Here is a 15707-nt window from a genome sequence, read left to right on the forward strand (position 1 = left end):
AGACCCTTCTACCAACTATGAGTTTTAACGAAAGTTTCAATCGCAGTTCTGATGCCAGTGCTAATGTCACTACTAAAATCACCTGTTGCATTGATGGTTGCCATCAATTCAGCATGTTCAGACTTCATATAGGATTGCAGCGCTGCTTCAAAATCCAACACCTTGCTAACTTCTACGCTATCCAAGAAACCTTCGTTGGCTGCAAATAATGAAACCGCCATTTGTGCAACTGACATCGGTGAATATTGGTTTTGCTTCATCAACTCGGTAACACGTTGACCCCGCTCGATTTGCTTACGAGTGCTTTCATCCAAATCAGATGCAAACTGGGCAAATGCAGCCAACTCGCGATATTGAGCCAAATCAAGACGAGTACCACCACCTAACTTTTTGATAATTTTAGTCTGTGCAGCACCACCAACTCGCGAAACGGACAAACCAGCATTAACAGCGGGACGGATACCGGAGTTGAAAAGATTACTTTCCAAGAAAATCTGACCGTCAGTAATCGAAATTACGTTAGTTGGTACGAAAGCCGATACGTCACCACCTTGTGTTTCGATAATTGGCAGAGCAGTTAAAGATCCTGTTTTGCCTTTAACCCGACCCTCTGTCAACCTTTCTACTTCTTCGGCATTGATACGCGCAGCGCGTTCCAATAAACGAGAATGCAAGTAGAATACGTCACCAGGGTACGCTTCACGACCTGGCGGACGGCGCAGCAACAATGAAACTTGACGGTACGCCCAAGCTTGCTTGGTCAAATCGTCATAAATAATCAATGCATCTTCGCCTTGATCGCGGAAGTATTCGCCCATGGCACAGCCTGTATACGGAGCGATAAATTGCAATGCAGCTGATTCAGATGCAGAAGCTACAACAATGATGGTGTGAGCCAAAGCATCGTGTTCTTCCAACTTGCGAACAACGTTAGCAATTGACGAACGTTTTTGACCAATAGCCACATAGATACATTTAATACCTGTGCCTTTTTGGTTGATGATAGCGTCAATTGCAATCGCTGTTTTTCCTGTTTGACGGTCACCAATAATCAACTCACGTTGACCGCGACCGATTGGAATCATTGCGTCAATTGACTTTAAACCCGTTTGCACAGGCTGGTCTACCGATTGACGGGCAATTACGCCTGGTGCAATCTTTTCGACAGGAGACGTTTGAGTAGTTTCTACTGCGCCTTTACCGTCGATTGGATTACCAAGTGCGTCCACAACGCGTCCTAGCAAAGCTTCACCAACAGGTACTTCCAAAATCTTTCCGGTACATTTTACAGTGTCGCCTTCGGAAATGTGCTGGTATGAACCTAACACTACGGCACCCACTGAATCCCTTTCAAGGTTAAGTGCCATCCCGAAAGTATTGCCAGGGAATTCAAGCATCTCGCCTTGCATGGCTTCCGAAAGACCATAAATCCTGACAATACCGTCAGTTACACTGACAACTGTACCTTCAGTATGCGCTTCGGCACTCATGTCGAAGTTTTCGATCTTCTTTTTTATCAGATCACTAATTTCAGATGGGTTTAATTGCATGTGCTTTTTCTCACTCTCATTGTAGAGACTTTTGCATGTGTTGTAGCTGGCCCCTAATCGAGCCATCAATCACTCGGTCGCCTGCCCGCACCAGAACACCACCTATTAATGATGGGTCCAGCGTAACATTCATATGGATTTTTTTACTTAACGTTATTTCGAGCTTTTCTGAAAAAGCTTGTTTTGCTTCTTCTGAAAGCTCATAAGCGGTACAAACTTCAACATCGACATAACCTTCTTCATCTGCCTTGAAGGCTTCAAAAAGCTCAGTAATTGATGGCAATAAATTCAACCGACCATTGGCAACCAGCAACTTCAAAAAATTACCGGCTTCACCTTCAGCATAGCTTTGGCAAATATCCTGCATCAGCTGAAGCAGGCTTTTCTTACTTATCTTAGGGTTGTCGATAACTGTAGAGATTTCTTCGCTTCCCAACACAGAGGACATAAACGCCAAAGTTTCAGACCATTGTTCTGCAGAACCTGTTTCTTTTGCCCGCTTAAACACCGCAGCAGCGTAAGGCCTTGCCATTGTTGCCAATTCGCTCATGATGGGAGATTCCTATAGCTGGTTAGAAACTTTATTGATGATGTCTTGGTGTTTGCCAGAGTCAATTTCCGCACCTAAAATTTGCTCAGCGGCACTTAATGCCAATGACGCAACTTCTTGACGTAAATTTTCTTTAGCTTGTTGCATTTCTTGTTCAATTTGCGCTTGAGCGGCAAAAATCATGCGCTCACCTTCTTTCTTAGCCAGCTCTTTCGATTCCTCTACAAGCTCATTGGCTCTTTTTTGCGCCAGATTGACGATTTCTGAGGATTGTTCTTTGGCTTCTTTCAAAACACTTTTGGCTTTTTGTTCAGCCAAACGCATCTCTTCTTGGCCTTTTTCGGCTTGAGCCAAACCTTCAGCAATCTTCTTTCTGCGTTCTTCCAAAGAGTCAAATAAAGGAGGCCAGATGTACTTCATGGTAAACCATACCAGAAGTGCAAAGGTAATCATTTGCCCAATCAGAGTAGCATTGATACTCACGATGCGTTCCTCTTTTCTTAATAGTTAGAATGCGTGGCGATTAACCAGCAGCAGCCGCTGTCACAGCAGACAGGAATGGGTTAGCAAATGTGAAGAACAGAGCCAAACCAACACCGATCATTGTTACCGCGTCCAAAAGACCTGCAACAACGAACATTTTTACTTGCAGCATAGGTACCATTTCAGGTTGACGAGCCGCACCTTCCAGGAACTTACCACCCAACAGACCGAAGCCTATCGCTGTTCCCAACGCACCCATACCTAAAACCAGACCCACCGCAATAGCAGTCATACCTTGTACATCAGCAATCAATGATGCAATTTCCATGATACCTCCAAACGTATCGTTAATTATAAATAGCAGTTAAAAAACTAGTGGTCTTCGTGCGCCATACTTAGGTAGACAATTGTCAACACCATAAATATGAACGCTTGCAAGGTGATAATCAGGATATGAAAGATCGCCCAAGGAAAACTTAAGATGGGCTGAATCATCCAAGGTAACAATGCGATAAGGATAAAAATTAACTCCCCTGCATATAGGTTACCGAACAACCGCAGCGCCAATGAGATCGGCTTAGCAAATTCTTCAACCAGCTTCAACAACAAATTAAAAGGCAACAACCATGGGCCAAAAGGCTGGAACATCAACTCTTTTGCAAAGCCCCATGGACCTTTGATTTTGATGCTGTAAAAAATAATCAGGAAGAACACCGATATTGACATGGCAAAAGTGGCGTTCAAATCAGTACTTGGAACAACCCGCAAATATTCGACACCCATTAACGACCCAATCAGCGGCAGAATATCTACTGGGAACAAGTCCATGAAGTTCCAGAGAAAAACCCAGCAAAAAATAGTCAACGCCAAAGGCGCGATCAGCTTGCTATGCCCATGAAAACTATCTTTAACTTGTGTATCGACAAAGTCTATCAACATTTCAGCAAAAGCCTGTGTCAGGCTTGGCACACCCGCTGTGGCTTTTTCGGCAGCGTTTTTAAAAAACCAAACAAACAAACCACCTAAAAATGCCGAAAAAAACAGAGTATCAAGATTCAGCGTCCAAAAACCCTCACCCACGTGAAGCGGAGTTAAGTGATGAATAATATAACCAGTTGCACCTTCGGCGGCATGAGCTTCGGTAGCCATCGTTCCTCTCTTTGCAAATTAAATTATGTTAACGCATTAATAGCGCAAACCAGAAAACTGATAATACTGCCACATATCCGACCAGTAGCGGCAAAATATCTAAATTAGGCACTTGGAAGATAATGGCAAAAATTGCCGCAGTCATCAGCAACTTGCCAGATTCGCCCGTATAAAAAGACCTGACGACCTTTCTAGCCTCAAGCCCAGCAGACCGACTTATCCGCCATGCGAAATATATATTAGGTACTAGCGCTGCCATTCCACCTACTGCAGCCGCCTTAGCCTGTTGCCCGCCGTATACCAACATAAACACACCAGCAACCCAGACAATGACCATAAATTGAGCAACCAGAACTTTACTGACAGTAGCAAAAAACCTATCTGCCATGTATTACTCCAAATGCAAAAGCTAGAGGATTATAGCTAGCGACCATGATTAAATCAATGGCAGATTGTTTTGCCCCAACAAGACACAGCATAAACCTGCACCAACAACAATCTCACAACAAGCCCTGAAAAAAACACACAACCCTGCATTGACATTTAATTGTGATAATATAACATTACATCCAAATCAGCTTTCCTATACAATTAGCGATGCACCCCCAAACACACGACCACCAGCACTGCATAGATCATGCTTTGATTACCGCCTCACACCTTTGTACAAAAAGAGGCGTGCAATTAACACCCATCCGGCAACAAGTGCTTGCCCTTATTTGGGAAAACCACAAAGCAGTCAAGGCCTATGACTTGCTTGACCGGATTAAACCCTTAAACACCGCCGCAAAGCCTGCCACCATCTACCGTGCTTTAGATTTTCTGATTGCCCAAGGCCTGATTCACCGCGTCGAAAGCCTGAACGCCTTCATTGGCTGCCGCTGCTCAGGGCAAAGCCACGAACAGCTACTGCTTATTTGCAAACAATGCCACCAAGTTGAAGAGCGGACACCAGAAATCATGCTGCAGGCATTATCTGCGGAACTCATCTCTGCACACTTTACAGCCCACAGCAAAGCTATTGAAATACAAGGCATTTGTGGCAACTGCGCACAATCCAACGAACCTATCCAAACCGACGAACATTAAACGACAAAATCACAACCAACCTTTGTCATATAAATGTAATGTTATAACATTTCTTTCATACCTACTTGCCACCCCTTATGAAGCCCAAAATCACTTACCTAATTATCGTTCAAAGTTTATGCATGAACGCAGCAAACGCTCTCGACAAACCGCAAGAACTTGATGAGATCATTGTGTCCGCGCCGCTGGAAAAGAAACTCGACGACACCACTACCCCTGTTACGGTATTAAGCGAAGACGAACTCCGCCTAAAAGTGGGTCACAGCATTGGCGAAACCCTAAAAAACGAACTCGGCATCACCAGCCAATCGTTCGGCCCAGGTGTCGGCACGCCCGTGATACGCGGGCAAAGCGGACCACGGGTGCGGGTGCTGAATAACGGCATTGGCGCCAATGACGCTTCCGCGCTTAGCCCCGACCACGCCACCAGTGTCGAACCCTTACTTGCAGAGCGCATTGAAGTCCTGCGCGGCCCTGCAACGTTGTTATATGGCAGCGGTGCAATCGGCGGCGTAGTCAACGTCATCGACAACCGCATTGCCGAAAAACTGCCAGAAAAACTACTTGGCGGCGCATTAGAACAACGCTTCGATTCGGTCTCCAACGAAACCGCCACCACCATGAAAGCCGAAGGCGGCAAAGGCAATATTGCCTACCATATCGACGGCTTTTTCCGCGACCGTGGCAACGTTGATATTGGCGGCAACGCTATCGACGTTAACGCTGCACGGCAAGTTGACCCGACCTTGCCCGATGTTTTGCAAAACAGCAAAGGCTTCATCAATAACAGCAGCAGCGATGCCATCAGCGGCTCGGCGGGCTTGTCGTTAATTGGCGATCCTGGCTTTGCGGGCATTTCCATCAACCGCTTAGAAAACAACTACGGCATCGCCCCTGACGGCACAGGCGGCGAAATCACCCGCATCGACATGAAACAAAGCAAATACGATTTTAAAAGTGAGCTGAAAAATCCGTTCGCGTTTGCCGAATCCCTACGCATGAAATTAGGCTACACCGACTACCAACACACCGAAGTACCGAACGGCGTGGCAGCGGCGTTTTTCACCAATAAAACCTACGAAAGCCGCTTGGAACTCACTCACAAACCCATTGCTGGCTTGCACGGCGCATTAGGTTTCCAAGCCATTGCCAGCGACTTTGCCGCCATTGATAAAGAAACTGGCGACCACATCGTGCCGCAATCCTTAACCAACAGCTACGGCGTATTTCAAGTCGAATCCTTCAACTTAGGCGCATTCAACAACCAACTCGGCTGGCGCGTTGAAGACACCACCATCGCCTCTGATGGCATCAACAGCCTGAATTACCTGCCCGTCAGTGCGTCCGCATCCAGCCTGTGGAAAATCAACGACCAGAACAGCGTCAACCTCGCCATGACCCGCTCGCAACGCGCCCCGCAAGTGCAGGAACTGCTCGCCAATGGCTACCACGATGCCACCCGCAGCTTTGAAGTCGGCAACATCAATCTGCACGAAGAAACCTCGTACAACCTCGACCTAGGCTACAAATTCAACGCCAACGGCTTTCGCGCCGAACTCGACCTGTTCCACAACTGGGCTAACGATTACATCTACCAACAACGCAGCGGCGTATTCGTCACCGAAGACGGCGATGTTTGCCCCGCGCATACACCTTGCTCGCCCGTAGTCGAAACCCGCCAAGCCGACGCCACTTTCATGGGCTACGAAAGCAAATTGATTTTCCCGCTCATGGAAAACCACTACGGTCTCGTCGATTTAACCTTGTTTAGCGACTACACCCGTGGGCAATTCGTGAACGGCGGCGACGTGCCAAGAATGCCGCCGCTACGCTTCGGCTTCCAACTCGACCACAACAAAGGCAACTGGAACAGCAACCTACGCCTAACCCGTGGCGAAGCCCAAGACCACCCCGGTGCATTCGACACCGCCACCGCGGGCTATGTGCAGCTAAACCTCAGCACCCAATATCTCATCAAACAAATCAAAGACGTAGACGTGATGGTGTTCGCAAAAGGCAATAACTTGCTGGATGAAAATATCCGCAACTCGACTTCATACTTACGCAATTTTGCGCCGGAACTTGGCAGAGGCGCGGAGATTGGGCTTAGGGTGACTTATTGACCCATAAAGTTTAACGGTATTGATTCAAATTTCTGATAGCCATCCTATTGAAAAAGCAAGGAATGGCTCTGGGCCTAAGCGGATTGCCGTAATTTGTGGATAAAGGGGGTTTCTCTCCGGTTTCATTCCTTTATCAGTACCAGTAACGGCAATCCCCTTATGTCCAGTTCAAGATCCATCAACACAGACTTATGCTTAAAACCCATAATTTGGCAACTTGAAAAACTTTCCGTGCCATAAAAGCAGCGCGAATATGATTCCTATCACACATTATCATGAACCAATTAAAAATCACCCGAATTGTACCGATACCTGCCCATAAAAAATTAACGTGGGACGCGCCTCTTACCGCCAAATGCTTCATTCAAAAAATCATTTTTGCGGCAACTTCTTTTGAAAAGGCCTAACTGTGGCAGACACGCATTCTCTCATACCTCAGAATTATGCCGAATGGCAGCATTGCATTACCGTGGATTGCGGTATCGCTTTGGAAGCGGCGTATATCAATACCCGCATTGCCGTGTTGACCAATATCGAAAGCGAAGAAACTGCACGTTTTCGCCGCTTATACGGCGATCAGTATTGGCAGAATATAGTGCGTTGGTTTCGGCAAGCACAGGAAGAAGTTGCCGCCGCATGAAGATTTTTCACTTGTTTCGCTACAGCCAATAGCGGGGCAAACACACCCGATTTATACGATATGACCACAAACCACTTACCCGTCACCGTCTTGTCCGGCTTTTTAGGCGCAGGCAAAACTACCTTATTAAACCAAATCCTTGCCAACCGCGAAGGGTTAAAAGTCGCCGTCATCGTCAACGACATGAGCGAAATCAATATTGATGCCGCCTTAGTCAAAAACGAAATGGCACTGAACCGCACCGAAGAAAAATTGGTGGAAATGAGCAACGGTTGCATTTGCTGCACTTTGCGTGAAGATTTGTTGCTGGAAGTCACTGAACTGGCGAAATCAGGGCGCTTTGATTATCTTTTGATTGAATCTACTGGCATCGCCGAACCCTTACCGATTGCCGAAACTTTCACTTTCCGCGATGACAATGGCGTGAGTTTATCCGACATTGCCAAGCTCGATACGATGGTCACGGTTGTTGATGCATTAAATTTCATGAACCAGTATTTGGAAGCGCCGTTTCTAGCGGAAATCGGTGAAGTTGCCGGGGAAGATGACCAGCGCAATATTGCCGATCTGCTAGTTGACCAAATCGAATTCAGCAACGTGATCCTCATTTCCAAAGCCGACTTGGTCAGCAGCGCTGATTTGGCGGAATTACAAGCCTTATTGGCCAGCCTAAACCGTAATGCGGAAATCATCCCGATGGTGATGGGAAATGCGCCACTGGCAAAACTGCTCAATACCGGACGTTTTGATTTTGACCAAGCCGCCCAAGCCCCAGGTTGGTTGCAGGAATTGCGCGGCGAACACCAAGCCGAAACGGAAGAATACGGCATTGCCAGTTTTGTCTACCGCGCCCGCCGCCCTTTCCATCCACAACGCTTTTACGATTACCTGCATTTTGGCGATTGGAATAACGGCACCTTATTGCGTTCAAAAGGTTTTTTCTGGTTGGCATCGCGACCTGATTGGGTCGGGCAATGGTCACAAGCCGGCGGCATGATGCAGCACGGTTGCGCCGGACGCTGGTGGGCATCCGTTCCCAAAAGCGAATGGCCTGCGGAAATGGTCGATGACATTATGGCAAGTTGGCAAAGCCCTTACGGTGACTGCCGTCAGGAATTGGTGTTCATCGGGCAAAACATCAATGTCGATAAGGCGTGTCAGGAGTTGGATGCCTGTTTGCTGACGGATGCGGAATTTTCAGCTGGTTTTAGCCAATGGGAAACCTATCAAGATGATTTTCCGGCCTGGTTGCTGGAAGATGCGGCTTGATGATTAAGTAAGCGTTGCTGTTAACGGCTTACGTTGCGGCGGATGGATTTTTCCATTCATCCTTCGACAGGCTCAGGACGAACGGAAAAATCATTAACTTAACGGCATTGGGTTTGTTACCCGTTCCATCACGTTTTGAGGAGAATAATGATGTACACGCCAAACCTTAAAAAAATGCTCTCCCGTCTAATGCTGCTCATGGCAGCAGCCATCATGACGAATGTTTGTTTGTATTGGCTTCCCCACAGTATTGCTGGCTTCATTTATCGCTCGCACCTGCCCACTGCAACAGAAAAAACCTTAGCCCTCACCCGTCATGACTACGCCCGCTCTTAGCATTCTCGGCGAAACCTTAGCCGCCAGCCTGCTTGTCAGTGCGGTATCGTTGAGCGGCGTGTTCGCTTTATGGCTGAAAGTGGAAACTTTGCAACGGGTTATCCCCTATTTGGTGGCGTTGGCGGTTGGTGTTTTGCTCGGTGATGCTTTCATCCATTTAATCCCCGATGCGGTCAATCGCCAAGGCTCTGTGTCAAGTGTAAGCTTACTGACGTTGGCAGGGATTTTTAGTTTTTTTGTCTTGGAAAAATTCGTCCGCTGGCGGCATGACCATACCGTCCCCAGCCTTGAACAATCACCCGAAGCCAAGGGCATCCGCCCCTTAGCCAAAATGAATTTGCTGGGCGATGCCATCCATAACTTTGTCGATGGCATATTAATCGGAGGCAGTTTTTTGGTTGATCCTGTACTGGGCTATACCACCACCTTGGCGATTGTTGTCCATGAAATCCCCCAAGAAATCGGCGATGTCGGAGCCTTGGTTTACGGTGGCTATTCGCCCAAGCAAGCCTTGCGCTATAACTTTTACTGTTCGTTGACCGTCATCATGGGAGCCTTGTTTACCCTGTTGTTGGGCAGTATCGCCGAAGCGTCGCTGGTGTTTTTACTGCCCATTGCGGCAGGCGGCTTTATTTACATTGCCGCCACTGATTTTATTCCGGTACTGCATGAACATTCCTCGCTCAGCCATTTAGTCGGGCAAACCCTGATTTTTGCCGCAGGTGTGGGCTTTATGCAGCTTATCGTCATTTTTGAACACTTTTTATTGGCCTGAGGAATGCTATGTCCGCCGTTTTGCAATCACAACAAAGTCCAACATTTACCGCCAAAGCCGTCATTAGCAACGATTTGGCAGATTTAAGCAGCATTTATGAATACGACACGCATATGTGCATTGTACAAAGGCACGTATCAGCACCAATCCGACAGTTTGTCCGGCAATTGTTACAGCAGCCGCACAACATCAACGTATTGCAATTCGTTTCCATCGCTTCGTTTGATTTTCAAGAACTGCTCCCGCAATTCACACACTGGGCCGGGTATCGTGAGTTTTGCCAAGACCTGGCTGACATCAGCAGCCTGTTCAGCGATTTATTCGATTTGCCGCAAGTGGGCTTGCGCCTGCATACGCTGGACAAAGCCATGTGTCCAAAATTTCATGTCGATAAAGTGCCCTGCCGCTTGACTACTACTTACGGCGGCACAGGCACGGAATGGCTGCGCGATGGCGATATTGACCGCAGCAAATTGGGGTCGGGCGCAAACGGTATGGCAGATTCGGCATCCGGTTTATTGAAAGCCCATGCGGCAATCCAAACCGTGCCAACAGATGCCTTGGCCTTGCTCAAAGGCAGCGGCTGGGAAGGCAACGAACAACACGGCTTAGTGCACCGCTCGCCGCAACTTTCACCCGAAGCGCCGCGTCGCTTGTTGTTGACGCTGGATTTTGCTTAATTTTTTGGAGAACCCTATGACCGATCTTAGCCGCGCCATTCCTGTACCCGTCACTATTTTGACCGGATTTTTAGGCGCAGGAAAAACCACCTTGCTGAATCGCATCTTGTCTGAAAACCACGGCTTGCGTATCGCTGTGATTGAAAACGAATTCGGCGAAGCGGGTATCGACAACGACTTGCTATTTAATGAGCGCGAGCAAATCGTCGAAATGAACAACGGCTGCATTTGCTGCACAGTACGCGGCGATTTAGTGCGGATTTTAGGTAATCTGTCTGTCCAGCGCGAAGACGGGCACATCCATTTTGACCGTGTGGTCATCGAAACCACGGGGCTTGCCGACCCCGCCCCCGTCGCGCAGACTTTTTTTGTCGAGCCGGACATTGGCGAATACTATCGCTTAGATGCCATCATTACCGTGGTTGACGCCAAACATGCCCCGCAGCAATTGGACGAACATCACGAAGCCCAAGAACAAGTCGGTTTCGCCGACCGATTGCTGCTATCAAAAACCGATTTGGTCAGCGATGCCGAACGCCAGCAATTGGAAGCACGATTGCGTGCCATCAATGCTCGCGCGCCTATCGCCGCCGCGCATTTTGGCGAGGCCGACATCAGCGAGATTTTGGACATCCACGGCTTTAGCCTGAACGCTATTTTGGAAATCGAACCGGAATTTTTGCAAGATGTCAGCCATGAACATGATGACGACATCCGCTCGTTTGTGTTCCGTACTGAAAAAGCCTTTGATGCGGCGCGGATTATTGCCTTTATGGATGTGATGGTGCGCGAATATGGCGTGGATTTGTTGCGTTATAAAGGCATTATCAATATCGCCGGCACCGACCGGAAAATCATTTACCAAGGTGTCCACATGCTGCTTGCCGACCATATTGGTATTCCTTGGCCTGCTAACCAACCTCGGCAATCGGTATTAGTGTTCATTGGCCGCAATTTGCCGGAGACGGAAATTAAAGAAGCGTTAAATTCCTGTCTTGTCAGTTAGGGAATCGCTGAACTAATTGATTCCGATCATGCCATTCGTCAAGCTAATGACAGGCTTCGACAAGCTCACTACGAACGGAATCAATTAGTTACCGTTCGGCCTGGACTGCATGGATGCAGGAGGTAGAGCAACGCATGGAGCAGTTGCCGAGAGCCTGTCGAAGGCTTTATTCAGCGATTCCTTAAGGTAATCAGTCACTATGACAACAGCCACACAACCCGACCCACGCATCCCCGTCATTGTCTTAAGCGGCTTTCTAGGCAGTGGCAAAACCACATTGCTAAACCGCTTGCTCAGCCACTACCCGCGCTCCGCCATCATCATCAACGAATTTGGCACCACGCCTATCGACCAGCAATTGCTACGCGAGCATAACATGCCCATCAGCACCTTGGCGGGCGGGTGTTTGTGCTGTCAGGTGATAGGTTCGTTATCGCCGTTGTTGAAAAATTTAAGGATGGCGTGGGAGGCCAAACCGGATAAGCCGTTTGACCGCATTTTTATCGAAACCAGCGGCGTGGCGAATCCTGAGCCAGTGCTGGACACCTTGTTGCGCGAGCGTTGGCTAGCGGCGCGTTACCGTTTGGAAGGGATGATTGCTACGGTATCTGCAGTCAATGGCGCGGAGACGTTGAGCCGTTTCCCCGAAGCGCAGGCGCAAGTGGCTTGGGCGGATACGCTGGTTGTTACGCAAACGGATTTGGCGACCACCGAGCAAACCGAAGCGTTACTGGCGTATTTGCAGAAATTCGCACCCGCAACGCCGCGTTTGCAAGCAATACAAGGTGAAATTGATCCGCAAGCCGTATTCGCCGCAGTCAAACCCGTGCGTTATCGCCTGAAACCAGAACTATCGATTCCTGAGCATCCGTTCTACAGCATCAGCCTGCAACTTGAACAGCCTATCGTTTGGGAACGTTTACAGCCCGTTTTGGAAGACATACTACAACACTATGCCGGACATTTAATCCGCCTAAAAGGGCTGGTGTACACGGCTGATGATAACCTCCCACTGCTGGTGCAAGCAGCGGACTGCGTGTTGTTTCCCCCCGTCCGCTTAATGCCTAAAACCATTGAAAATGCACGAGGATGTTTGGTGCTAATCACCAATGGCAAGGATGCCGGACTTTCAACGGCACTGATGGAGAGCCTGCGTTCAGCACAACTGTATCGCAATTGAGTTGATTTTAATGTGGTAGTTTTTTATCAAGCAACCCGACGCTATGCTTCTGGCGTTTTGCGCTGGAACCTGGGGGGCGTGGTGGAGATTTGGGCTAGGGTGAATTATTAAGAATTGTGAAAGTTTGATATTTAGCCAAACTTTTTTTGATAGACATCACGCCGATGTCCGATTCGGATAATTTCAATAACCAAAACAGCATCTTCTATGGAATAGACCACACGATAATTTGAAACTCTGATGCGATAAAGGTCATCAGTTCCTTGCAGCTTTTTGCAGGCAACAGGGCGTGGATTTTTAGCTAACAGCTCAATGGCTTCCAGCAAGCGTTGGATAGTTTTTTTATCAAGACTTTTCAGTTCCTTTTTCGCCGAATCCTTCCAGCGCAGTTTATACAAGCCCATCATTCGCCAATTCGATTAAAAAATCTTCATGCGAAGTTGTGGCTTCGTTCTTACGCGAAGCCACAGCAATCAAATCTTCCATGTCTTCCATTAACTCAAGGAATTCGTTTACGGGTAACACAACGGCAGTTTGTTCGCCTTGTTGGTTGGTAATGTATTGTAGATGTAGGTTTGATATGTTGATCATGGTATTGACCTAGTCAGGATATATGGATATTTATAACCATGCTGTTCTAAGCTTACAACGCTTCTCAAATGAAAATATTCGTCTTGGAATATGTTAGGTTCAATTTGCCTTGCGGCTTGTATCTTCCCTAACAAACGAATTTCTAAGCGAGAAATTCCGTCATCGAGTTTTTTAAATTCGTTAATGATTTCCAGTCGCCTTTTATTAGGGACTTTTAACTTTTTATCTGGTGAGATAATACAGCCAGTTACATTCTTATGCTGTTTATGGCTTTTGTAATATATTGTTTTCTTAGCATGAATAGGCAATTTAACTTTTTCAAACTCTTTTTTAATTAAAGCCTCCATGTTATTTGCAATTGGAGTGCTTGATGAAAAACACATATCGTCAACATAAAGACTAAAGGTTATATTTCGGCTTTTTGATAAAGCATCAATTTTATCGAATGTTTTTTGGTAAGCGAAAAAAGCAATCAGTTGACTAACAGGGCTTCCTGTTGGCAAAAAATCTTTGTAGGTGACGAGATTTGCAACAAGCCAAGCCACGTCATCTGGCATATCGAAAGTGTATTTAAAGGCTTTAAAAACAAACTCCTTGGAGCAGTTTTGATAAAACTTTCGCAAATCTAATTTTAAAAGAAATGAAGGTGTTTTTAGATGGTGCTCTGCATTTGAAACGTAGCTTTTACCTTTAACGCCCGAATGAAGATAATCCGGCGTATAAATTCTAGAAAGTAGATTGGCTAATTTTTTATGCACCAATTTTAAGAAAGGTTTCGGATCCTGAATTACACGACCAGATTGTTTTTCTTCAAAAATCCGATAATTAGATTGTTGAAGCAAAGCTTCAAGTTTATTTGCGTTATTTACTTCTAATAGAATAGCTCCAAGCTTCTTATCATTTTTCGGGATATGTAAAAGCCTATTATCGGTTACAAGCAACTTATACAACTTAGCTTTACTTGTTAATCCAAATAATGGACTTTTATTAAGGGGATATTTGTTTCGTTCCCGCATCTTCTATCGCCTCAAGGAATGCCAAGATGTTGCCACGAACTTTTTCCTTAATCTTTCCAGTGGTTGAATCGTCATCAACATTTTCAGAAAAAAATAAAATAGCAGATGGTTTTGTGTTAAAAATTTGAGCGTATTTTTCAATAATGTCTAACGATGGCCTTTTCTTGCCGTTTTCTATTTCAGATAAATAGCTTATTGAAATATCAAGCATTTTAGCTAGCTCACCTAGTTTCAAATCATGATATACGCGTAGCAATCGCAGGGCTTTTCCAATCATGGTCATTATTCTTTGATTATAAATAAATTGATGTAAGCCTATTGGTCTTCAAACCAAGAAAATATTTTCTTTATTATCCATGCAAACCAAAATGCAGCTTTAATAAGCATTCTTCTGTGATCCCAAAGAAACTTCAGAAAGTAAGTGATTCTTCTTGGCCTATTCTTTTCGGCATAAGTAGCTTTTAGTAGTTTTAAAATTGAAGTTCCATTTTTCATTTAATTTGCCTTATCCAATTGCAACTTGTTTTGCAGAATGCAAGTTATCAAGTGCTCTTGAATCTCGTCACAAGACAAATCAAGGTTAGACTACTTAGTTGTCCATCAACCATTCAAACGACGACCTCGTCTCGTCGCCTAGTCAAGCAACATATTCGTACGACGATATTCGAGAATCATCACAGAGCGGGGCATACCCGTTCTAAATTTTGAGCCAAATTCAGCTCACAGGTATTTCTACCCACTTCAATACCCAAAAAAAATCAGGTATTCACGAGAACCCCAAAGCTATAGGGCGACCTTTTCAACTACGGTGTCCAGTATGCCATGAACACGTTTATTTGCAAATTAAATTCGCTATTTGCGAAAAATTATTTTCGTTTGTTAACTCCAACTTTGAAAAAATGGCATCAAGTTGATTTTTACAGCCACAACTTTTTTAACTAAACTAATAACGCTATACAATACTAACGAAAAATGACAGCATAAAAATGATTAAGACTTTTAAAGACCTTAACACCCAAGCGTTGTTCGAAGGCGAACGAGTACAGCGGTTTGTGAATATAGAAACCGTCGCCTTGCGAAAGCTGGCAATGCTTAACCGCGCCGTCTGTTTGAATGATTTGCGTGTGCCGCCCGCCAATCGTTTGGAGCGGCTTAAAGGTGATCGCGCGGAGAGTTATAGCATCCGTATAAATGACCAATTTCGTCTTTGTTTCCGATTTGAACAAGGCGATGCCTTTGATGTTGAAATTGTCGACTACCACTAAGGAAA

At 46.2% G+C, this 15707-nt stretch carries 21 protein-coding genes; 10 read left to right on the forward strand and 11 right to left on the reverse strand.

All coding sequences use genetic code 11. The features are described 5' to 3' along the window. Positions 1 to 8: 8 nt before the first annotated feature. Genes atpA through ACYQ1O_RS01530 form a run of 6 tightly spaced genes read right to left on the reverse strand, consistent with a single transcriptional unit; the run spans position 9 to position 4120 of the window. The gene (gene atpA / locus ACYQ1O_RS01505) at positions 9 to 1550 is read right to left on the reverse strand and encodes a F0F1 ATP synthase subunit alpha (protein ID WP_459989775.1); all 1542 of its coding nucleotides are present in this window, start codon (positions 1548 to 1550) and stop codon (positions 9 to 11) included. A 16-nt stretch (positions 1551 to 1566) separates the two neighbouring features. After that, positions 1567 to 2100, reverse strand: a complete 534-nt coding sequence (locus ACYQ1O_RS01510; protein ID WP_459989776.1) for a F0F1 ATP synthase subunit delta — start codon at positions 2098 to 2100, stop codon at positions 1567 to 1569. A 12-nt stretch (positions 2101 to 2112) separates the two neighbouring features. Further along, entirely contained in the window at positions 2113 to 2583 is a 471-nt protein-coding gene (locus ACYQ1O_RS01515) for a F0F1 ATP synthase subunit B (RefSeq protein ID WP_459989777.1), read from the reverse strand. Positions 2584 to 2623: 40 nt separating this feature from the next. After that, complete coding sequence (gene atpE, locus ACYQ1O_RS01520; RefSeq protein WP_459989778.1) at positions 2624 to 2911, reverse strand: F0F1 ATP synthase subunit C; 288 nt, start codon at positions 2909 to 2911, stop codon at positions 2624 to 2626. 44 nt (positions 2912 to 2955) lie between these two features. Beyond that, a complete protein-coding gene (gene atpB, locus ACYQ1O_RS01525) occupies positions 2956 to 3732 on the reverse strand; it encodes a F0F1 ATP synthase subunit A (protein ID WP_459989779.1) in 777 nt (258 codons plus the stop codon). A gap of 28 nt (positions 3733 to 3760) precedes the next feature. Then, a complete protein-coding gene (locus ACYQ1O_RS01530) occupies positions 3761 to 4120 on the reverse strand; it encodes an ATP synthase subunit I (protein ID WP_459989780.1) in 360 nt (119 codons plus the stop codon). A gap of 209 nt (positions 4121 to 4329) precedes the next feature. On the opposite strand from ACYQ1O_RS01530, the gene ACYQ1O_RS01535 reads away from it, so the two are divergent. From ACYQ1O_RS01535 to ACYQ1O_RS01575, 9 genes are all read left to right on the forward strand, one after another. Then, positions 4330 to 4821 carry a transcriptional repressor gene (locus tag ACYQ1O_RS01535; RefSeq protein ID WP_459989781.1) on the forward strand — a complete coding sequence of 164 codons (492 nt, stop codon included), beginning with the start codon at positions 4330 to 4332 and terminating at the stop codon, positions 4819 to 4821. 122 nt (positions 4822 to 4943) lie between these two features. Continuing rightward, the gene (locus tag ACYQ1O_RS01540) at positions 4944 to 6944 is read left to right on the forward strand and encodes a TonB-dependent receptor (RefSeq protein WP_459989783.1); all 2001 of its coding nucleotides are present in this window, start codon (positions 4944 to 4946) and stop codon (positions 6942 to 6944) included. A gap of 409 nt (positions 6945 to 7353) precedes the next feature. Continuing rightward, complete coding sequence (locus ACYQ1O_RS01545; RefSeq protein ID WP_459989784.1) at positions 7354 to 7584, forward strand: hypothetical protein; 231 nt, start codon at positions 7354 to 7356, stop codon at positions 7582 to 7584. A gap of 60 nt (positions 7585 to 7644) precedes the next feature. Then, positions 7645 to 8853 (forward strand): zinc metallochaperone GTPase ZigA, encoded by a 1209-nt coding sequence (zigA, locus tag ACYQ1O_RS01550; protein WP_459989785.1) that lies wholly within the window; start codon positions 7645 to 7647, stop codon positions 8851 to 8853. Between the two features lie 147 nt (positions 8854 to 9000). Continuing rightward, on the forward strand, positions 9001 to 9189 hold the full coding sequence (locus tag ACYQ1O_RS01555; RefSeq protein ID WP_459989786.1) for a hypothetical protein: 189 nt from the start codon (positions 9001 to 9003) through the stop codon (positions 9187 to 9189). Beyond that, the gene (locus ACYQ1O_RS01560; protein WP_459989788.1) at positions 9170 to 9964 is read left to right on the forward strand and encodes a ZIP family metal transporter; all 795 of its coding nucleotides are present in this window, start codon (positions 9170 to 9172) and stop codon (positions 9962 to 9964) included. Before ACYQ1O_RS01555 ends, ACYQ1O_RS01560 begins: the two co-directional genes overlap by 20 nt. A gap of 8 nt (positions 9965 to 9972) precedes the next feature. Beyond that, entirely contained in the window at positions 9973 to 10644 is a 672-nt protein-coding gene (locus tag ACYQ1O_RS01565; RefSeq protein WP_459989790.1) for a DUF1826 domain-containing protein, read from the forward strand. A 16-nt stretch (positions 10645 to 10660) separates the two neighbouring features. Further along, the gene (locus ACYQ1O_RS01570) at positions 10661 to 11650 is read left to right on the forward strand and encodes a CobW family GTP-binding protein (RefSeq protein ID WP_459989791.1); all 990 of its coding nucleotides are present in this window, start codon (positions 10661 to 10663) and stop codon (positions 11648 to 11650) included. A gap of 199 nt (positions 11651 to 11849) precedes the next feature. Further along, positions 11850 to 12830: a CobW family GTP-binding protein gene (locus ACYQ1O_RS01575; protein WP_459989792.1), complete on the forward strand. Its 981-nt coding sequence runs from the start codon at positions 11850 to 11852 to the stop codon at positions 12828 to 12830. Positions 12831 to 12961: 131 nt separating this feature from the next. Here the strand turns inward: ACYQ1O_RS01575 and ACYQ1O_RS01580 are convergent, their stop codons facing one another. Genes ACYQ1O_RS01580 through ACYQ1O_RS01600 form a run of 5 tightly spaced genes read right to left on the reverse strand, consistent with a single transcriptional unit; the run spans position 12962 to position 14932 of the window. Beyond that, the gene (locus ACYQ1O_RS01580; RefSeq protein WP_459990625.1) at positions 12962 to 13234 is read right to left on the reverse strand and encodes a type II toxin-antitoxin system RelE family toxin; all 273 of its coding nucleotides are present in this window, start codon (positions 13232 to 13234) and stop codon (positions 12962 to 12964) included. After that, on the reverse strand, positions 13221 to 13421 hold the full coding sequence (locus ACYQ1O_RS01585; protein WP_459989794.1) for a hypothetical protein: 201 nt from the start codon (positions 13419 to 13421) through the stop codon (positions 13221 to 13223). Before ACYQ1O_RS01585 ends, ACYQ1O_RS01580 begins: the two co-directional genes overlap by 14 nt. Beyond that, positions 13418 to 14437, reverse strand: coding sequence for a reverse transcriptase family protein (locus tag ACYQ1O_RS01590; RefSeq protein ID WP_459989795.1), 1020 nt, complete (start codon positions 14435 to 14437; stop codon positions 13418 to 13420). Before ACYQ1O_RS01590 ends, ACYQ1O_RS01585 begins: the two co-directional genes overlap by 4 nt. Then, positions 14409 to 14714 (reverse strand): helix-turn-helix domain-containing protein, encoded by a 306-nt coding sequence (locus ACYQ1O_RS01595; protein ID WP_459989796.1) that lies wholly within the window; start codon positions 14712 to 14714, stop codon positions 14409 to 14411. Before ACYQ1O_RS01595 ends, ACYQ1O_RS01590 begins: the two co-directional genes overlap by 29 nt. Positions 14715 to 14752: 38 nt before the next feature. Beyond that, entirely contained in the window at positions 14753 to 14932 is a 180-nt protein-coding gene (locus tag ACYQ1O_RS01600) for a hypothetical protein (protein WP_459989798.1), read from the reverse strand. Between the two features lie 491 nt (positions 14933 to 15423). Between ACYQ1O_RS01600 and ACYQ1O_RS01605 the strand changes: the two genes are divergently transcribed. After that, positions 15424 to 15702, forward strand: a complete 279-nt coding sequence (locus ACYQ1O_RS01605) for a type II toxin-antitoxin system RelE/ParE family toxin (RefSeq protein WP_459989800.1) — start codon at positions 15424 to 15426, stop codon at positions 15700 to 15702. The last annotated feature ends 5 nt before the right edge of the window (positions 15703 to 15707 follow it).

The organism is Methylosoma difficile (assembly GCF_054657615.1).

What these genes read in the sequence shown, in the direction of transcription:
- ACYQ1O_RS01585 (WP_459989794.1), bottom strand. Translation starts at nt 13,421, where the DNA reads ATGATCAACATATCAAACCTACATCTACAATACATTACCAACCAACAA.
- ACYQ1O_RS01510 (WP_459989776.1), bottom strand. Translation starts at nt 2,100, where the DNA reads ATGAGCGAATTGGCAACAATGGCAAGGCCTTACGCTGCTGCGGTGTTT.
- ACYQ1O_RS01580 (WP_459990625.1), bottom strand. Translation starts at nt 13,234, where the DNA reads ATGGGCTTGTATAAACTGCGCTGGAAGGATTCGGCGAAAAAGGAACTG.
- ACYQ1O_RS01605 (WP_459989800.1), top strand. Translation starts at nt 15,424, where the DNA reads ATGATTAAGACTTTTAAAGACCTTAACACCCAAGCGTTGTTCGAAGGC.
- ACYQ1O_RS01570 (WP_459989791.1), top strand. Translation starts at nt 10,661, where the DNA reads ATGACCGATCTTAGCCGCGCCATTCCTGTACCCGTCACTATTTTGACC.
- ACYQ1O_RS01535 (WP_459989781.1), top strand. Translation starts at nt 4,330, where the DNA reads ATGCACCCCCAAACACACGACCACCAGCACTGCATAGATCATGCTTTG.
- atpA (WP_459989775.1), bottom strand. Translation starts at nt 1,550, where the DNA reads ATGCAATTAAACCCATCTGAAATTAGTGATCTGATAAAAAAGAAGATC.
- ACYQ1O_RS01575 (WP_459989792.1), top strand. Translation starts at nt 11,850, where the DNA reads ATGACAACAGCCACACAACCCGACCCACGCATCCCCGTCATTGTCTTA.
- ACYQ1O_RS01555 (WP_459989786.1), top strand. Translation starts at nt 9,001, where the DNA reads ATGATGTACACGCCAAACCTTAAAAAAATGCTCTCCCGTCTAATGCTG.
- ACYQ1O_RS01565 (WP_459989790.1), top strand. Translation starts at nt 9,973, where the DNA reads ATGTCCGCCGTTTTGCAATCACAACAAAGTCCAACATTTACCGCCAAA.
- ACYQ1O_RS01595 (WP_459989796.1), bottom strand. Translation starts at nt 14,714, where the DNA reads ATGATTGGAAAAGCCCTGCGATTGCTACGCGTATATCATGATTTGAAA.
- atpB (WP_459989779.1), bottom strand. Translation starts at nt 3,732, where the DNA reads ATGGCTACCGAAGCTCATGCCGCCGAAGGTGCAACTGGTTATATTATT.
- ACYQ1O_RS01530 (WP_459989780.1), bottom strand. Translation starts at nt 4,120, where the DNA reads ATGGCAGATAGGTTTTTTGCTACTGTCAGTAAAGTTCTGGTTGCTCAA.
- ACYQ1O_RS01600 (WP_459989798.1), bottom strand. Translation starts at nt 14,932, where the DNA reads ATGAAAAATGGAACTTCAATTTTAAAACTACTAAAAGCTACTTATGCC.
- atpE (WP_459989778.1), bottom strand. Translation starts at nt 2,911, where the DNA reads ATGGAAATTGCATCATTGATTGCTGATGTACAAGGTATGACTGCTATT.
- ACYQ1O_RS01560 (WP_459989788.1), top strand. Translation starts at nt 9,170, where the DNA reads ATGACTACGCCCGCTCTTAGCATTCTCGGCGAAACCTTAGCCGCCAGC.
- ACYQ1O_RS01590 (WP_459989795.1), bottom strand. Translation starts at nt 14,437, where the DNA reads ATGCGGGAACGAAACAAATATCCCCTTAATAAAAGTCCATTATTTGGA.
- zigA (WP_459989785.1), top strand. Translation starts at nt 7,645, where the DNA reads ATGACCACAAACCACTTACCCGTCACCGTCTTGTCCGGCTTTTTAGGC.
- ACYQ1O_RS01540 (WP_459989783.1), top strand. Translation starts at nt 4,944, where the DNA reads ATGAACGCAGCAAACGCTCTCGACAAACCGCAAGAACTTGATGAGATC.